Source organism: Streptomyces sp. NBC_01775 (assembly GCF_035917675.1).
GTDB lineage: Bacteria > Actinomycetota > Actinomycetes > Streptomycetales > Streptomycetaceae > Streptomyces.
The window spans coordinates 2,154,865-2,171,832 of record NZ_CP109104.1 but is presented as its reverse complement, the minus strand read 5'-3'; the positions used below and the strand labels follow the sequence as shown (position 1 = coordinate 2,171,832).

Sequence of the window (16,968 nt, the reverse complement as noted above, 5' to 3'; positions counted from 1 at the left end):
TTCTTGTGGCCCGTGGACTCTCTCGAGTGCGGTCAAGGTCTGCTGCCACGGCGTCAGCGCAGACACTCTGCTGTGACTCAGGCCACTCCACCGAGGATGGCCATTGAAGTCACTAAATGCCAAACTGGCGCTCAGTGTCATTCCGTGAGCGGCGTGTCGATCAAGACACGCCGCAAGCCGCAGAGGCACCACGCACGGATCCCGGGTGCTTTACCTAGGGACAGTGCAGCCAACAGAAGGAGAGCTCATGAAGTCGTGGCGTTCCCGCATCACCGTCGGCCTCGCCGTCGGCGCCGCAGCGATAGCAGTCCCGCTGACCGCCACCAGCGCAGTCGCCGTCCCCCCACCCGGCAGCGGCTGGCACGTGGCTGGCGGTATGACGTATGACTCGAAGAGGCAGTGCGAGGCTGAGGAGCTGCCGAACGCCCAGCACAACGGGTATGACGAGGTGTGGTGCGACGGTCCGGGTGGTCGCGCCGAGTACACCGTCTGGGTGCGCTGACCGCTTCGCAAGGCGCAGAAGAGGCGGCCACCCTGGCGCGCTGCGCAGGGTGGCCGCTCCCCGTTGTCTCACCAACAGCCCGGTCCGTCTCCTGCCGTTCGGGCCGCAGGCTCTGGGTGGGGCCCGTTCGCCCGCTGGCCAGCACGGTCGCAACCGCGTCGGGCGCGGAGTCCCCGACACCCTGCTTCCGGTAGAGCTGCCCAACGGCAAGAAAGCGTCGGTCAGCCTGTCGACGAGCTCGCACTCTCGTACTGGGGTACTCCGGGGAGCTCGGGCCCGAAGGCTGGGAGCGCACCGGTCCGTCCAAGCGCTTCCAGAACTTCATGAGGGGCACCGACCTGTTCGACAAGGGCAGGGCTACGCCTTCGTGATGGTTTATACGCACGGGTTCGGCCGTTCCACCGGCTGTCCCGACTTCGGCGAACCCGGCGAGCAGACCGATGCGAAGGGCGCGATCAACTGGAGCGCGAAGCAGTCGTGGTCCCACAGGAGCAGTGGACATGAACGGCAAGTCGTTCGACGCGTACAAACATCTTCGTACCTCCGGCAGTCGCCGGATGGCGACAAGCGCTGCCGGGCCAGGCCGACCAGGAGAAGCGGCACACGGAGTGCCCGGCGCTCAACTCGTGGGCCTAGACGGACAAGTCCGATGTATTCAGTGGCCGAATGCGACGAGCGACCGCGTGCTCGGGGCGCCGGTCTTGTGGTTGCGCCAGATAGCGGCGGCCATGGCGAGGATGCGCCGGGCGACACGGACGGCGACACCCTCGAAGGTCCGTCCGCCGTGCTGCTCCAGGTCCAATTGCCCCTTGAGGGTGTCGTTCATGGACTCGATCAGCTGCCGCACCGACTTGAGCAGGCCCTCGCCCTTGCGCTTCTTCTCCGGTCGGCGACCAGGCCTTCATCGACGTCGAGCATGGCCTGGAGCACTTCGCGTTCGTCGAGTTTCGGTTCGCCAGCGCCCACAGGATCGCTCCCGAGCCCACGGAAGCTGACGTCGAGGTCGTCGACGTCCTGTCTGACGACGTCGACCCAGAGGAAACGCCGCGCTCTGGTCGAGCGAGAGCAGCAGGACTACTCGGCACCTGGGTCGTGCTGGACATCAAGCCCCGCGGCTGTCAGGCCGCATACGTGTCGGGGCTGCACCAACAGCTGTCAGACATCGTCAACGGCTTCCCGCGCGTACTCCCGGCTCGGGGTTGGCACCACCTCCTCCCCCAGGGACTTCCACCCCCAAGCAAACCCCTTCCGTGTGCGCGGGCGGTCGGCAATTCCGGTCGCGCGGTGGCGTCGATGGGATATCCTGTCCGGGATTTCGCGCGGCAGGTTCTCTGCCGCCCCGCTCGGCGCGCTCGGCGTCGACACGCACCGCGTGCCCTGCCCGGAAGGAGGCGAGAGACATGGACCGTGCTGAATGCGTTGCGGCCATAGTTGCCTCCGGCCGTGTGCCCTCCCTCCTCTGCGGCGCGCGGTAACTCTTCCCCCTTCTTGTTTCTTGTCTTCGGCATCTTCCTGAGATGCCGCGGCACGAGATGTTCTGGCCTGCGCGGTTCGTCGCCGCGCGGGCTGCGGGGGCGCGTGCCCGAAGACGGGCCCTTCTTTTGCTGGTCACCGTGATCTCGGCACTCTCCGCCTCACGACCAGCAAGAGCGCCGGCGTGAGTGACACGCAGCTGGTGAGGCAGGCCCCGGGTGCTGTCCGCGGTTCCCGCTGCCCCATCGCCATGCCGTGTCCCCGTGCTGCGTACACCGGCCCGTCGTCACCACTGCGACCGTCCCTGGCCGGCTGTCTCGACAGCACTTCGACACGAAACGTGCGTGATCGCCATGAGCAACAAACGTCCCGGAGGGGAATCCCTCCCGTCCGCCCCTTCCACGGCCACCGACCGTTCCCCGGACCGCGAGGTTCCCGCCGCGACTCCGGCACCGGCACCGGATCCGAAGCGCTGGTGGGCGCTGGCCGTCATCGCCCTCGCCCAGCTGATGGTGATCCTTGACGGCACCATCGTGAACATCGCGCTGCCCTCCGCCCAGCGCGCTCTCGGCATGTCGGACGCCGACCGGCAGTGGGTGATCACCGCCTACACGCTGGCCTTCGGCGGGCTGCTGCTGCTCGGCGGCCGGATCGCCGATCTGGTGGGCCGCAAGCGCACCTTCGTCATCGGCCTGGCCGGGTTCGCCGCGGCCTCCGCGCTGGGCGGCGCGGCGGCCGGTTCCGGGATGCTGTTCGCGGCGCGGGCCCTGCAAGGTGCGTTCGCGGCGGTCCTGGCGCCCTCGGCCCTGTCGCTGCTGACGACGACGTTCACCGACCCCAAGGAGCGGGCCAGGGCGTTCGGGGTCTACGGTGCGCTGGCCGGCGGCGGCAGCGCGGTCGGGCTGATCGTGGGCGGTCTGCTGACCGAGTACCTGAACTGGCGCTGGTCCCTGTACGTCAACGTGCCCATCGCGCTGGCCGCCCTGCTCGGCGCACCGGCCTTCCTGCGCGACCGCTCCCGCCGCCGGGGCGGGCACCTGGACGTGCCGGGCGCGCTGCTGGGCTGCGGCGGGCTCGTCGCCCTCGTGTACGGCTTCAGCGAGGCCGAACCTCGCGGCTGGACCAGCCCGTCGGTGCTCACGCTGCTCGTGGCCGGCGTGATCTTGCTCGCCGCCTTCGTGTGGTGGCAGAGCCGCGCGGCGAGCCCGATGCTGCCGCTGCGCATTGTCAAGGACCGTGTCCGGGCCGGATCGCTCGCGACGATGGGCTTGGCCACCATCGGCATGTTCGGCGTCTTCCTGTTCCTGACGTACTACCTGCAGGTCGTCCTCGGCTACCCGCCGGTGCGGACGGGCCTGGCCTTCGTGCCGATTTCGGCCGGTATCGTCATCGGCGCGACCCAGATCGCGGCCCGCCTGCTGCCACGGACGGCGCCGCGCACCTTGATGTCGTCCGGCATGGTGCTGGCCGCCGTCGGCATGGTGCTGCTCAGCAGGCTGACCGTGCATGCGCAGTACGTCCCGCACGTGCTGCCCGCCCTGCTGCTGCTCGGTCTGGGCATGGGCCTGACCTTCATGCCGGTCTACGCGACGGCCACCGCCGGCGTGCCCGCGCAGGACGCCGGTGTGGCCTCGGCTGTCCTCAACACCGTTCAGCAGATGGGCGCTTCGCTGGGCACCGTACTGCTCAACACCATCGCCACCGGCGCCACCAGCCGTTACGTCCACTCGCACGTGCACGATCCGGGCCACAGCGGCGCGACCCTCAACGAAGGCATGGTGCACGGCTTCTCCGTCGCCTACTGGTGCTCGGCGGGCGTCCTGCTGCTCGCCGCCCTGGTAGCGGGCCTCACCGTACGGCACAAGACGCCGAAGCCCGCCGGAAATGACGCACCGGCCTAGCGAGCCGGGGTCGTGTCCCGCCACCGTCCACCTGCCCCCTCGAAGGATCCTCCATGAAACCCCTGACCGAGCACGACATCCGTACCTCGTTCGTCAACTGCTCGAAGGGCGAGGCCAAACGCCTCCCCCTGCCCAAGAACCTGGCGGACCTCGACCACTGGGACGACCTGGACTTCCTGGGCTGGTTCGATCTGTCCGCGCCCGATCGCAGGTATCTCGTCGTCGAACGCGCCGATGAACTCGTCGGCCTGTCCCTGCGCTCCGCTTCCGGCAACCGCGGCTTCCTGCACCGCAGCCTGTGCTCGCTGTGCCTGACCACGCATCCCGGCAGCGGCGTCTCCCTCATGACCGCCCCCAAGGCAGGCCCGGCCGGCCGCAGAGGCAACTCGGTGGGCCTCTACATCTGCGCCGACCTGGACTGCTCGTTGTACGTACGGGGCAGGAAGAAGGCGGCACCGGGCGGGCGCATGGAGGAGTACCTCACTGTCGAGCAGCAGATCGAGCGCCTGCGCGGCAACCTCGACGCGTTCGTGGAGCGGGTATTCCACTGAGGCCGACAGGGGCTCGACGGCCATCGTCGCCGAGCCCCTGTCCACTCCTTGAACCGCCGTCTCCTCGCGGCTCCTCCGGTCTTACGCGCCGGACGCACGCCGACCGGGATGCCGATCCTGTGGGCGCTGGCGAACCCGAAACTCGACGAACGCGAAGTGCTCCAGGCCATGCTCGACGTCGATGAAGACCTGGTCGCCGACCGGAGAAGAAGCGCAAGGGCGAGGGCCTGCTCAAGTCGGTGCGGCAGCTGATCGAGTCCATGAACGACACCCTCAAGGGGCAATTGGACCTGGGGCAGCACGGCGGACGGACCTTCGAGGGGGTCGCCGTCCGTGTCGCCCGGCGCATCCTCGCCATGGCCGCCGCTATCTGGCGCAACCACAAGACCGGCGCCCCGAGCACGCGGTCGCTCGTCGCATTCGACCACTGAATACATCGGACTTGTCCGTCTAGGCCCAATACCGGTGATCGCCCGCCCAGCCAGCCGATCACGAAGGGTGCCCGGGACGATCCACCGTCCCGGCCACCCTGCTGTTCCGGCCTCGTTCGTCACGGCCGCCGCCCGGACCGGACGGAACCGACCCCTGGCCGGGGGGCTCCTCCACCGCCCCTGGTTGACCCCTCGGCGGCGTCGGCACGGGGGGTGTCGGCGGGGGTCGGGAGGGCGCGGCCGTCGGCGGCGATGGCGCTCTCCTCGGCGAGTCGCTCCGTGCTGGTGGTCGTCTTGAGCGGCTTCTCTTCGATGAACAGGACGACGATCAGTGCCAGCAGGGCGAACGGGGTGGCCCAGAGGAAGAGTTCGGCGGTGGCGGTGCCGTAGGCGTTCTCCACGAGCGCTCGCAAGGGGGCGGGCAGGGTCGTCGCGTCGGGGACACCGTGCCCGGCTCCGCCTCCCGGCGTGTCGCCTGCCGTCGCGCGGCCGGCGGACAGTTCGGTGGCGACGCGGTGGGCGAGGACCGCCCCGAGGACGCTGGTGCCCACGGTCCCGCCCATGTTGCGCGAGAAGGACAGGACGGAAGTCGCGCTGCCCAAGGTGTTGGCGGGCACGTCGTTCTGCGCGGCGAGGACCAGGTTCTGCGTCAGCATGCCGACGCCGGTCCCCAGGACGGCCATGTAGACGCTCAACAGAATGAAGGGCGTGTGGGATCCGATGACGGCGCCGAAGACGCCGGAGTACCTGCCCAGCTTCCGCGGGGGGATGACGGCCGCCATCACGACCTGCGTCAGTGCCGTGAGTCCGCCTGCCCCCACGCCCTGCGCCACCCGGCTGAAGATCAGCATGCCGGCACCTTGGGAGAATCCGGCCACGAGTGAGCCGACCACGAACAGGCCGGCGATGTCTGGAGGAGCAGCTTCTTGCTGTAGAGGTCGGACAGCTTGCCCCACAACGGAACGGTGGCCGTCATGGACAGCAGCTCCGCGATGATCACCCAGGTGTACGAGATTGGCTCGCCCCCAGCTCGGCGGTGATCCGGGGCAGCGCGTTGGCCACCACGGTTCCGGCGAGGATGGGCGACGAACAAACCGGCCACCAGCCCGGAAACCGCCTGAAGCACCTGCCGGGGCGGCATCGTCACCGCTTCCTGCCTCTTCTCAGGGGAAACTTCGCTAGCCACTGACTCTTCCAATCAAGGAGAACAGGCGGCGTACTCATGGGCACAGATCGCCACCTGACGGCGATGCACCGAAGGGCCACAAACGAGGGCGGCATCCGATCCGGTGCGGGTGGATCCACCTGCCACCGGGCCGGGCCTGCGTCACACCGCGCGAACAGCGCGGGGCGGCCGGATCAGACAGAACGCCGAGCGTGACACCTAATTGACAGTGATTATTGCGACCTGACGGTGTCGTCGCGTACGGACCTCAGGTCGTAGTCGTGTCCCCCACGGCGCCTCCTGTGGCGCTGCGAACCGCCTGGGCCAGGAGCCGGTGCGCGTGTGCGAATTGCCGCACATCGGCACCGCCGAGCAGGGCATCGCCGATCGTCTCGTTGACGATCCGTAGGGCGCCCGAGGCGGCCGCCGCGTACACCTGCACCCTGATGTCGTCGGCCGGCAGGTCAAGTCGACCGGCGATGCTCCCGGCCAGTTCGCGTTCCACCTGGTCACAGGCCATTAGCCAGGCCATGCGGAGCGCGGGCTCTTTGTTGCTGAGCGCGATCATCTTCATCGCGAGCGCGTCGTCGGCGCGCTCCGCCCTGTCGGCGTCGCGGGCATGCCTGCTCATCTCGTCGGCGAGATGGCCATCGAGGGAGAGTTCGGGTTTCCAGCGTCGCAGGGCAGCCACCTCCCATTCGACGCCATGCAAGATGATCGGTTCGGCGCAGCTCTCCTTGCTCCGGAAGTGGCGCCAGACGGTGCGCGTCGACAGGCCCGCTGCTTCGCCGATCTGGCCGCCGCTGGTCGCGGCAACGCCCTGCTCCCAGAAGAGACGCGACGCCTCTCGAGAGATCTCCAACCGGATCCGGCAGCGCCGTTGCTCGCTCGTCCCAGGTCCGACGCGATTGCTCACCTGCATGGGTTCACCGCGTCATTCATCCATGGGACAACGCCACTCAGACGTCGTTCAGTTGGTGGGGCGGCGGTAACCGACGAGGGCTGCGGCCATGCCGACGAAGGCCAGGAAGTGCTGGGCCTTGCGCTCGCGGCGACGGTGCGGGCGTCGGTGGCCCATAAGAATCGACGCCCGAATTGGCCGTGGTCCTCCGCGGTGCGGACGCGTGTGCCGGACGGGCCGCGTGGCCCGTCCGGCACGGACGGGGAGCGGAGAGGGCGTCGGTCAGGTGCGCTTGGCGGGCAGCAGCTCCCCTTCGGGCCGTCCGTGTACAGGTCGGGCAGGTCCGGGTGGTCCTGCCGCAGCCGACGCAGGTAGGGCATCATCCGCTCCACGAGGTCTTTGCGGATGTGACTGTTCTGCGCCGGTGACGTAGGCGTCGCCAGTCGAACAGATTCACAGATCACAAACCCGTGACACCATCCGCGTCATTGGCGAGCTGCCCCGGCTCGAGTCTTGATCGCGAAGATGACGTCGTTCTTGGCGTCGGCGTAGTCGTTCATGTCGTTCCACTGCTGGCTGAGCAGAGCTCGTTTGACACTCTCGTACAGGGCGCGATCGTCTGCATTGGTGCGCAAGTGGTCACGGAAGAGAAGGTACTCATGCACCGCTGCGTCCCCTCGTTCATATACGTGCACGTGAACGTCGCGTGTCGGCGTACGCACGAGCCGATGTCCTGGCTCGCGAACCCGCAGTTCGTAACCTGCGGCCAACAGCCAGTCGAGGTAGTCCTCCTCTGCTGTGATGTCGGCCACCGCGACGACGATGTCAACAATCGGTTTGGCGGCAAGCCCTGGAACCGAAGTCGATCCAATGTGCTCGACATCGACGTCCACTGCCGCCAACGCGTCAAGGATCCGACGCCGGTGATGCAGGTAGACCTCCGCCCACCGGGCGTCATAGCTGCCAAGGCCGACCTCGAGCGCTTCCGGACCACCGATGATCTCGACCGTCGTGACGTCCGGCCGACGAGGCTTGCCGCTGCTCATCACCAACACATCCTCTACGTCTTGCACCAGCTCACCACCTCGATCGACGGGGCTGCGGTTGGCGGCTTCGTCGAGCCTCGCCGTCGTCACGCGGGCTCGGCGGATAGGGACCTGCGTCGCGCCGAGAGCGGCGACGCGTTCCCGCTCGACCCGGAAAGGGTCGATTCTACCGTGCAGCGCGACATGCTCGGCCCAGGCACAGTTGTCCCTGCTCAGCGGCATGGATTGCGGCGCGCGGACCAACAGGCTCCTGAGACGGGCCAGAGGGCTGTTGGCCCCTCGGACGAGCGGTTGCCCCTCCATCAGCGATGCGGACACTTTGTCGGCGCCGCAGCTAACGATGTCGGCGTCCCTGCTGTCAGCGCAGTACACAAGAACCCGATCTGCGAGCGGTCCCTGAGTCTGCCGCCGCTGTCCCGGGGCCTCACTCGAGCGGCTCTCGGCAGACAACGCTTGCAATCAAGTCTGGCCTGAGTTACCTTCCGGGGCTGATCATTTCAGCCTGGCCAGGCTGTCGAGGTGCCCGGCAAGGTGGGCAATACCCGCCGCGTGTTAGCGGCGAAGCCCGCGCCGCGGGCTCTACACAATCTGGAGCCAATAATGACCGACACCGGCAGCATCTCCGACGGGTTCCACACCTTCGACGAGCTGTACGAATTCAGGCTGCTCTACCACGCACACGCAGTCCGGGCGTGGCTGGCCGCCAGGTATCCCGTCGTCCGCTCATGGAAGCACCACGACGGTGAACCATGCTTCGGGGGCGGCTGGTTCATAGTCATGGCCCAGCTCCCCACGGGGCAGGTCAGCAATCATTACCGAGCCAATAGCTGGTCGTTGTTCGGTGACGTGCCCGAGGTAGAGACGGCGCCCGTGTGGGACGGGCACAGCACCACCGACGTAGCTCGCCGGCTGCGCACCCTCCTCAGTGGGGATGGATCTACGAGCGTGGCGAGTTGACGCTGCGCCGATAGGGCAGTCCGCTTTTGTCAATCCCCCTGGTTGCGTAGAGACGTTGGTTATGCGGCCTGATATTTCTGGCCGTGCCGTTTGCGTGCTTCGCTGATGTTCTGTTCGAACTCCTCCGGCGGCAGCCCGCCGGCCGCGCTGTGCCTTCGGCGCGGGTTGTAGAACCCGGTGATCCAGGTGGCGGCCTTCAGCCGGGCCTCGGTGCGGGTCGCGAACCGGCGGCGGTGGATGTACTCGACCTTGATCAGCGAGTTGAACGACTCCGCGGCGGCGTTGTCCAGCGCCGATCCCACCCGTCCCATGGACTGCACCACGCCCAGGTGGTCACAGAGAGTGTTGTACGCCTCGGACGTGTACTCACTGCCCCTGTCGCTGTGAAAGATCGTGCCGTCCGTCCCGCCGCCCTGGGTCGCGGCCGTCATCTGCAACGATGCCCCGACCAGGGCCGCGTCGTGGTGGGCGCCCATGGCGTAGCCGAGGCAGCGGCGCGAGAACGCGACGATGACCGTGGCCAGATAGATCTTGCCCTCGCCGGTCTCGATCTCGGTCATGTCGCCGTACCGGAGCAGGTCGGGCGCGACGGCGTCGAAACGTCGATGCATCAGGTCAGGAGCCGCTTTCCGCTTGCCCTGCCGGGTCAGCGACTTCCCCCGGCGCGGGGGCTTGCGGCCTTGCAGGCCAAGGTCGGCCATGATCTCCGCGACCGTGTTCACCGATATCTTCCAGCCCTCTGCCCACAGGTCCAGAGTGATCCTCGGCGAACCGTAGGTCTCGCCCGAGAGGCGGAAGAAGTATGTGACCCGCTCTTCCAGCTCTGTGCGTCTGACCTCGCGCTTCGTCGGCTCAGCGGGGCGTCGGCGCCACTTGTAGAACCACGCCTCGCTTACCTGGAGCACTCGGCAGGAGACGCGGTAGGGGATGTTGTGCTCGGCTCTCTGGCTAATGATGAAGGCAACGAGCGCCTCCGGTTCGTTCACGGTCACTTCTCCCAGAGAGTCATGGCACGCTTGAAGTGCTCGTCCCCGGCGAGCCCGTCGACGTCGACATCGAGATCTGGCCGACGAGCATCGTGGTCCCGGCCGGCTACGTCCTCGAGTTGGGCATCGGTGGTCGCGACTACAGCAACCAAGGCACGGAAATCGAGAACGCGATGTACCCGACGCCGGGCGTTGGCCCCTTCATCCACACGGACCGGGGGTCCGTCTTCGGAGTCGAGCACCGGGTCAGCTTTCGAAGTGCACCGACACACCCTGCACTTCGGTTCCCGATGTGAAGTCGTACCTGCTGCTCCCGGCGATCCCTGCTCCGTGAGCAGTCGTCGGGCGGATCTGCGCGCACAGCGAGTGGCGGCTGTATGGAAGTGACGAGGTGGACAGCTTCCGCTGGCGACGCAGATCTGTGGGCCCGGAGCACCAACGGTAAACGGGTGCCTCGGCGACGCCGTCGCGGAGGCACCCGTCGTTGTGAACCGCCCCGGCGTGCCGGGAGACTGGTTGCCCCCCGGAATACCGACCATCGATGCGTGATGTCGTCATGGTGAGGCTGGGGACTTGTGGTCTGCATGGTGATCAGCTCCTCCGGGTTGGCCTGGGGACCAAAAATTCGTCACTAACTGACACTTAGGCATCAAGTGATGAACGAAGCCGCCTCGCGCGACGTGACCTGAGTTACATCGCGGTGAAACCCCCGCCCAGCGAGTCGCTCGTCATCAGGTCACGGTCCGTACGGCGGTTCGGCGCTCGCTGTCGACCCGTCCCGCGCCAGCCGCCTCGCTCAGTTCGCCGCCGACTTTCCGTAGAGGTCGCGGCCGTCGAGGTGGCGCGGGTGCGGGTCGTCGGACGCCGATGTCCGAGGACCTGCGCGAGTACGTCGCGGACGACGGTGAGGGTCAGGCGCCAGGTCGGGGTCGGGAAGGCCAGACCGCGCGAAATGGCGCGCGTCAGCCGCAGCGCACTGACGACGTCAACTCGGCATAGCAAGAAGGCGGACGGGCCTACGCCGGCCGGCCCGGCGGCCGGACACCCCTTCTGCCTCCGGTCAGCCCGACCTTCACCGCGTGCCCGCGTCCGGTGCTGCGCCCAGAACTCGGCGTGGTGTGATCCCGCTATCCATGAGCTTGAGTGTGCCGTCGCGGCACAGTGTTGACTCAGACCATGGCTGATCAACATCGCTACGCGGTGTCCGACGCGGTCGTGACCGGCCGACCGAGACCTGCGCGAGGTCGTGGCCGGGACGCCGATGGCCGAGGCGTCGTGACGTTGGACGTGCCTCGGACCGGGCCCCTTATCGCTCTGATGGGAGCACTCGTATGGGTATCACTTGGGATGAGTACCGGGAGCACGACGCCGTCGGGCTGGCCGAGCTGGTGAAGTCCGGAGCGGTGAGCCCGGTTGAACTGCTCCAGGCGGCGATTGCCCGTGCCGATGCCGTCGAACCGACGATCAACGCGATCCGCCACCGACTCGACGACGACGCCCGTGTCCGCGCTCGCGGCCCGCTGTCCGGGCCGTTCGCCGGCGTCCCGTTCCTGATCAAAGACTTGGGCCAGCATCTCGCCGGGGTTCCGACCGGCAGTGGGAATCGATCGCTGGCACGCTTCGCGCGCCCGGAGACGTCCACGGTGGTACAGCGTTGGCTCGACGCCGGTCTGGTCGTGTTCGGCCGGACCGCGACCCCCGAATTCGGCGCCCGCGCGATAACCGAGCCGGTCGCGGGGGGCCCGACCCGCAACCCCTGGGACCCGTCGCGGACTCCCGGTGGCAGCTCCGGCGGGTCCGCGGCGGCCGTCGCGGCCGGAGTCGTCCCGGTCGCGGGCGGGAACGACGGCGGGGGCTCCATCCGGATCCCGGCTGCGGCCTGTGGGCTGTTCGGGCTCAAGCCGGGGCGTGGCGTCGTCCCGTCCGGGCCGGACGTCGACGAGGTCTTCCACGGCGCCGCGGTGCAGGGCGTGCTGTCGCGCACGGTCCGTGACTCCGCCGCGATGCTCGACGTGCTGGCCGGCTCCGCACCGGAGGGCCCGTACCGGGTGGCTCCGGCGGAGCGTCCGTACGCCGACGCCGTCGTCGACGACCCGCGCCCGCTGCGGATCGGGCTGACCACGGTGTCCTCGCTCGGCGGACCGGTTGATCCGCAGGCCGCTGCCGCGGTTCGGGACGCGGGGGAGCTGCTCACCGGACTCGGACACGTCGTGGAGGAATCCGCCCCGGCCATCGACGGGCAGCGCCTGGCCACCGACTTCCTCACGACCTGGTACGCGATGGTCGCCGCCGAGGTCACCGCCGCACGGGAGTTCACCGGCTGTGCCGAGGACGACTTCGAGATCGAGACCCGGATCATGGCTGCGATCGGCCGGAGCCTTTCGGCGCCGGAGTATCTGGCCACGCAGTCCCGCTGGCACCAGCACACCCGGGCGCTGGCCGCGTTCCACGAGCGCTACGACATGCTGCTCACCCCGACCACGGCCCGGCCGGCGTGGCCGATCGGCGAGTTCGATCTCGCCCTACCGGTCCGGCTCGCCGCACGGGGGCTGCTGGCTGCCCGGATCGGCGGTGTGCTGGGCCGGATGAACCTCGTCGGGAAACTGGCCGCCGCGAACCTCGAGCCCGCGCCCTTCACCCAGCTGGCGAACGTGACCGGGCGCCCGGCGTCGTCGGTGCCGCTCTACCGGACGTTGAGCGGGCTGCCGCTCGGCATCCAGTTCGTCGGGCGGCCGGGTTCGGAGCCCGAGCTGCTGGCACTGGCCGCCCAGCTGGAGCGAGCGCGGCCGTGGGCGCATCTCTGGCCGTCGTTGCCCGATTCGCCGTCCGCGGCCAGACGTCTCTGAGGACAATTTCACGTATGACTACTGTATTCTCACGCATTATCTCCGGCGAGCTACCCGGACGCTTCGTCTGGCAGGATCCGGAAATCGTCGCTTTTCTGTCCATCGCTCCGTTGCGGCCTGGCCACACCCTGGTGGTGCCGCGGCGTGAGGTCGACCGGTGGACGGACGCCGACGGGACCCTTCTGGCGCGTTGCTTCGAGGTAGCCCGGGCCGTGGGGCAAGGGGTGCAGCGGGCTTGGAACGCTCCGCGCGCCGGCCTCGTCATCGCAGGCTTTGAGGTGCCGCATTTGCATATACATGTCGCGCCGGTCTGGGACATGTCCGACTTTGATTTCAGCAAGGCCAAGCAGGAGGAGGATCAGTCAGCTTTGGCTGAAGCAGCAGCAAAGCTCCGTGCCGCCCTGCTGGAACTCGGTTATGAACAGGCACGGGACTTCGGTCCCGGAGTGTGAACCGGAACTCGCGCGACCGCGCACTGGCCCAGCTGCCGCGAGCCGGAAGCCGAACAGCACCGGGCCAGGTCGCGATGCCGATCGTGAGAGCCAGGGACAGGACTTGACTGTGCCGTAGCGGCACAGTGTTGGCTGAGAACCATGAGCTGGAGTACCCGGGAGATCGCCGAGCTTGCCGGCACCAGCCTGCGGGCGGTGCGGCACTACCACGAGGTCGGGCTGCTGGCGGAGCCCGAGCGCCGCGCCAATGGCTACAAGCAGTACGGCGTGCCGCACCTGGTCCGCCTGCTGCGGGTCAAGCGTCTGGTCGATCTCGGGTTCTCGCTGAACCAGATCGCGGAGACGGTGGATGAGGGTGAGCACCCCGGGCGGGCACTGCGCACGCTCGACGCGGAGCTGGCCGCGACCATCGAGCGGCTGCAGCGGGCCCGGCTCGAACTCGCGACAATGATCGAGCAACGCGCCCCGGCCGACCTGCCTGCGGAACTCACGCCCGGCGCAGCAACGGCCCTGTCCGAGACCGACCGCTCGCTCCTGCTGGTCATGACCCGGTTGATGAACGGGGAGCAGCTGCAGGCATACGGTGCGCTGGTGCGCAATCTGCCTGCTCACCCGATCAATCGGGAGTTCGACGAACTGTCCGCTGACGCCGGCGAGCACATCCGCAAAGACCTCGTGGAGCGGATGGTGCCCTACCTGCGTCGGCTGCGGCAGGACCACCCGGACCTGCCCGACCTGTACACGGACGGCCCGAAGGGGAAGGAATTCGTTCGAGAGACCATGGAGACGGTCCTGCGTGAGCTGTACAACCCGGCGCAGCTCGACGTTTTGCACCGGACCCACGTGATCGTGGACGAGTCCACCCAGCCCCGACCGGGGCGGAACGCTACCGAACTTCGTTGACCGCGCCGGTCTCCGGCTCCATGCCGTCGCCGTCGACGGCCGCACTCGTGAGCGACACCCAGGAGTGACAATGCAGACCCATGCCCATGCAGATGCCCGCTACGCAGTCAGCACTGCCTTGCTGGCTGAGTTGCGGTCCAGAATCCCTGCGGGCCGTGTGCTCACCAACGGACCGGAGTACGCGAAAGCAGTGGCGTTGTTCAACGCAGCGGTCGATGTCCGTCCTTCTGTCGTCGTGCGGTGCGCGACCACCACTGACGTGCAGGCCGGGGTACGCGCATCGCGCAGCCACGGGGTGCCGCTCTCGGTGCGCGGCGGAGGTCACGACTTCTGGGGGCGGGCGTTCCGTCCCGGCGGGCTGGTTCTCGATTTGACCGACATGCGGGGAGTTCAGGTCGACGTCGGCCGCCGTTTCGCGACGGTGGGTGGCGGGGCGCTCTCGTCCGACGTCGTATCCGCCGCCGAGCGGGCGGGCCTGACGGCCGTCACCGGAACGGCAGGCGCCGTCGGCATGGTCGGCCTCACGCTCGGCGGCGGATACGGCCCCCTGATCGGGCAGTTCGGGCTCGCAGCCGACAACCTGCTCGGCGCCGAAGTCGTCCTGGCCGACGGTTCACGAGTGGTCACCGATGCCGAACATCATCCGGACCTCTTCTGGGCGCTGCGCGGCGGCGGCGGCAACTTCGGTGTCGTGACCTCGGCGCGGATCCGTCTACACCCCGTGCCGACAGTAGTGTCGGGAACCATCCTGTACCCGACCGTCCAGAGCGCCGACATTCTCGCCAACCTCGGTGGGATCCTTCAGGACTGCCCGGATGAGCTGACGGTGGACGTGGGGTTCCTTCCCGGCCCGGACGGGAAGCCGACGGTGTACGTCGCGCCGACCTGGTCGGGGGACATCGAGGTGGGGGACGCCGAGAACGGGCCGGTGCGTGCCCTGGCCAGACTCGGTACACCCGTGCTGGCCGAGGTTGGACCGGTCGCCCGTTCCGCAGCGTTGGCCGCGACGGACGCCATGTTCCCACCCGGGCGGATGGGCGCAATTCGCACGCGCACCGTCCGGAGCATCTCCGGCTCCATGACGACCGTCCTAGCCCGGGCTGCACGGGAGTTCACCTCACCGTTTTCCGCGATCGTGTGGCATCAGTTCCATGGTGCCGCCGCCCGCCTACCCCTCGGCTCGACGGCTTTCAGCCGACGCGAACCGCACCTGATGGTCGAGCTGATCTCATTGTGGCAGGGCGGAAGCAAGGGCAACGCCGGAGCCGGCGATGGTAGGTCCCCGCACCTGCGCTGGCTGGAAGAGCTGCACGCGGCGCTTGAGCCGTTTTCGTTGCCGGGCGGCTACGTGAACTTCCTGGGGCCGGAGACTCCCGACCAGGTTGCGGAGTCCTACGGGCCGAACACCGAGCGTTTGCTCGCCGTGAAGTCTGCGGTCGACCCGGACTGCGTCTTCGCCGCCACGCCGCTCCCCAGCGGGAGTGCCGACGCCGGTTCCAGGCCCGTGTGAGGCGTGGAACCGGAGCATCCCGGGGTGCCGACGGTCCCGCCGGGGGAACGGCATCGGGTCGTCGGACATTGGCCACGTTGACCTCGGGCTTTCACCAAGGGGGCCGTCCGACGGGTGATCAGATAGCCGGGGAGCGCCTCTGAACTGGGAAGGTAGGGCTTGTCGAAGGTCCTGTTCGTCGCCGGGGGAGAAGCGCTCCCCGGGTCCAGGGCGCCGGGCAGGGTCAGGCGCCACCGGCCGCTGTATCCGGGATGGAGAGCAGGGGTCTTCGTCGGACTGGCCGAAATGGCGCCCTGGGGCCACAGAGTTCATATGGGCGCTACGGCGTTGTCGTGCCCTGGGAGATCGGCGGTTGCGCGGCGTACACGGTGCGTGCAGCAGCGGCCGGGTCCCCTCCTGCCTCTGTGGCTGAGTCCATCGGAGTGTGCCGCTCAGGGGGCACCGCTTACTCTTGTCGATCGGCGGCGCACTCGTCCGGCCCGGCGGGCTCCGTGTCGGTGTGGACCGGGTCGCCCACGGCGCCCCCGGTGGCCGAGCGGACAGCGTCCGCGATGAAGGTGAAACTCTCGTCACCGAGCTTCCGCGGATCGGTGCCGTCCAGAAGGCCGGCTCCGACGTACTCGTTGATGACTCGCAGGGCGGCCGAGGTGGCTGCGGCGTGCAGACGTACCTCAAGGGCGTCGGGCGTGACTCCGAGGCGAGTCGCGATGACCCCGGCCAGTTCGTGTTCCACCTGGTCGCAGGCCATCAGCCAGGCCGTGCGCAGGGCCGGTTCGGTCTCGGCCAAGCGAATCATCTTGACGCCCAGCCCGGCATCGGCCTGCTCCGACGGGCTGATCTCGCCGACCAACCGCTTCGCCTCCGTGGCGAAATGCTCCTCCAGAGAGCGGTGCGGCGGCCAACTGCGCAGAGTGGCCAGTTCCCACTCCACGCTATGCGCGACGATCGGCTCCGCGCAGCTCTCCTTGCTACGGAAATGACGCCAGATGGTGCGGGTCGACAGACCCACCGCCTCCGCGATCTGGTCACCGCTCGTGCCGTCGACGCCCTGCGCCCAGAACAGGCGTGCCGCCTCCCGCGAGATCTCCAGACGTACGCGACGGCGCCGCTGCTCACTCATCCCTCCACGGCTGCGTTCGGTCGATGCCACGTCGTCAGTCATCTTTTCGCCCCCCTTTCACCATCACATTCACTCAGTGCCATATTGACATTAAGTGACGCTATGTGCCAGCTGGTGCGCGCCCTCGGCCTGCGCCCACGTGGGTCGGCCATCGAGCTGATCGAAATGATCGACGAAGACGCCTGACCGCGACACGGCCCCGGACGTACGCGACACCGCAGCGG

Annotated in this window: 13 protein-coding genes and 4 pseudogenes; 11 read left to right on the top strand and 6 right to left on the bottom strand. The window is 68.2% G+C overall.

Annotated elements, in window-relative coordinates:
* Positions 1–247: 247 nt before the first annotated feature.
* Together OHB04_RS09775 and OHB04_RS41785 are read left to right on the top strand one after the other, a co-directional pair.
* The gene (locus tag OHB04_RS09775; protein WP_143638266.1) at positions 248–502 is read left to right on the top strand and encodes a hypothetical protein; all 255 of its coding nucleotides are present in this window, start codon (positions 248–250) and stop codon (positions 500–502) included.
* Positions 384–932 (top strand): annotated as a pseudogene (locus OHB04_RS41785) (hypothetical protein); the annotation flags it as partial. The gene OHB04_RS09775 and the pseudogene OHB04_RS41785, both read left to right, overlap by 119 nt.
* Positions 933–1,157: 225 nt before the next feature.
* Here OHB04_RS41785 and OHB04_RS41780 read toward each other — a convergent pair.
* Positions 1,158–1,473: pseudogene (locus tag OHB04_RS41780) on the bottom strand (IS982 family transposase); the annotation flags it as partial.
* 855 nt (positions 1,474–2,328) lie between these two features.
* Here OHB04_RS41780 and OHB04_RS09760 point away from each other — a divergent pair.
* The 3 genes and pseudogenes from OHB04_RS09760 to OHB04_RS41775 form a co-directional block, all read left to right on the top strand.
* Complete coding sequence (locus OHB04_RS09760) at positions 2,329–3,876, top strand: MFS transporter (RefSeq protein WP_326687269.1); 1,548 nt, start codon at positions 2,329–2,331, stop codon at positions 3,874–3,876.
* A gap of 53 nt (positions 3,877–3,929) precedes the next feature.
* The gene (locus OHB04_RS09755; RefSeq protein WP_326687268.1) at positions 3,930–4,427 is read left to right on the top strand and encodes an FBP domain-containing protein; all 498 of its coding nucleotides are present in this window, start codon (positions 3,930–3,932) and stop codon (positions 4,425–4,427) included.
* 96 nt (positions 4,428–4,523) lie between these two features.
* Positions 4,524–4,858, top strand: a pseudogene (locus OHB04_RS41775) (IS982 family transposase); the annotation flags it as partial.
* Between the two features lie 119 nt (positions 4,859–4,977).
* On the opposite strand, the pseudogene OHB04_RS09745 reads toward OHB04_RS41775, so the two are convergent.
* The 3 genes and pseudogenes from OHB04_RS09745 to OHB04_RS09730 all read right to left on the bottom strand — a co-directional run bounded on the left by OHB04_RS09745 (position 4,978) and on the right by OHB04_RS09730 (position 7,976).
* A pseudogene (locus OHB04_RS09745) lies at positions 4,978–5,999 on the bottom strand (MFS transporter).
* 292 nt (positions 6,000–6,291) lie between these two features.
* Complete coding sequence (locus tag OHB04_RS09740) at positions 6,292–6,885, bottom strand: TetR/AcrR family transcriptional regulator (protein WP_326687266.1); 594 nt, start codon at positions 6,883–6,885, stop codon at positions 6,292–6,294.
* 524 nt (positions 6,886–7,409) lie between these two features.
* Complete coding sequence (locus OHB04_RS09730; RefSeq protein ID WP_326692654.1) at positions 7,410–7,976, bottom strand: GrpB family protein; 567 nt, start codon at positions 7,974–7,976, stop codon at positions 7,410–7,412.
* 594 nt (positions 7,977–8,570) lie between these two features.
* On the opposite strand from OHB04_RS09730, the gene OHB04_RS09725 reads away from it, so the two are divergent.
* Positions 8,571–8,927: a WDGH domain-containing protein gene (locus OHB04_RS09725; RefSeq protein WP_100599322.1), complete on the top strand. Its 357-nt coding sequence runs from the start codon at positions 8,571–8,573 to the stop codon at positions 8,925–8,927.
* 59 nt (positions 8,928–8,986) lie between these two features.
* Here OHB04_RS09725 and OHB04_RS09720 read toward each other — a convergent pair whose 3' ends face one another.
* Positions 8,987–9,913 (bottom strand): IS3 family transposase, encoded by a 927-nt coding sequence (locus tag OHB04_RS09720; RefSeq protein WP_326687265.1) that lies wholly within the window; start codon positions 9,911–9,913, stop codon positions 8,987–8,989.
* A gap of 35 nt (positions 9,914–9,948) precedes the next feature.
* Here OHB04_RS09720 and OHB04_RS41770 point away from each other — a divergent pair, with 35 nt between their 5' ends.
* The 5 genes from OHB04_RS41770 (at position 9,949) to OHB04_RS09695 (ending at position 15,624) form a co-directional block, all read left to right on the top strand.
* The gene (locus tag OHB04_RS41770; protein WP_442814800.1) at positions 9,949–10,209 is read left to right on the top strand and encodes a CocE/NonD family hydrolase C-terminal non-catalytic domain-containing protein; all 261 of its coding nucleotides are present in this window, start codon (positions 9,949–9,951) and stop codon (positions 10,207–10,209) included.
* A gap of 1,035 nt (positions 10,210–11,244) precedes the next feature.
* Positions 11,245–12,759 (top strand): amidase, encoded by a 1,515-nt coding sequence (locus OHB04_RS09710; RefSeq protein WP_326687264.1) that lies wholly within the window; start codon positions 11,245–11,247, stop codon positions 12,757–12,759.
* Positions 12,760–12,773: 14 nt separating this feature from the next.
* A complete protein-coding gene (locus OHB04_RS09705) occupies positions 12,774–13,211 on the top strand; it encodes an HIT family protein (RefSeq protein ID WP_326687263.1) in 438 nt (145 codons plus the stop codon).
* A gap of 141 nt (positions 13,212–13,352) precedes the next feature.
* Positions 13,353–14,114: a MerR family transcriptional regulator gene (locus OHB04_RS09700; protein WP_326687262.1), complete on the top strand. Its 762-nt coding sequence runs from the start codon at positions 13,353–13,355 to the stop codon at positions 14,112–14,114.
* A 70-nt stretch (positions 14,115–14,184) separates the two neighbouring features.
* A complete protein-coding gene (locus OHB04_RS09695; RefSeq protein WP_326687261.1) occupies positions 14,185–15,624 on the top strand; it encodes an FAD-binding oxidoreductase in 1,440 nt (479 codons plus the stop codon).
* Between the two features lie 445 nt (positions 15,625–16,069).
* Here OHB04_RS09695 and OHB04_RS09690 read toward each other — a convergent pair whose 3' ends face one another.
* Positions 16,070–16,786: a TetR/AcrR family transcriptional regulator gene (locus OHB04_RS09690; protein WP_326687260.1), complete on the bottom strand. Its 717-nt coding sequence runs from the start codon at positions 16,784–16,786 to the stop codon at positions 16,070–16,072.
* Positions 16,787–16,968: the final 182 nt, after the last annotated feature.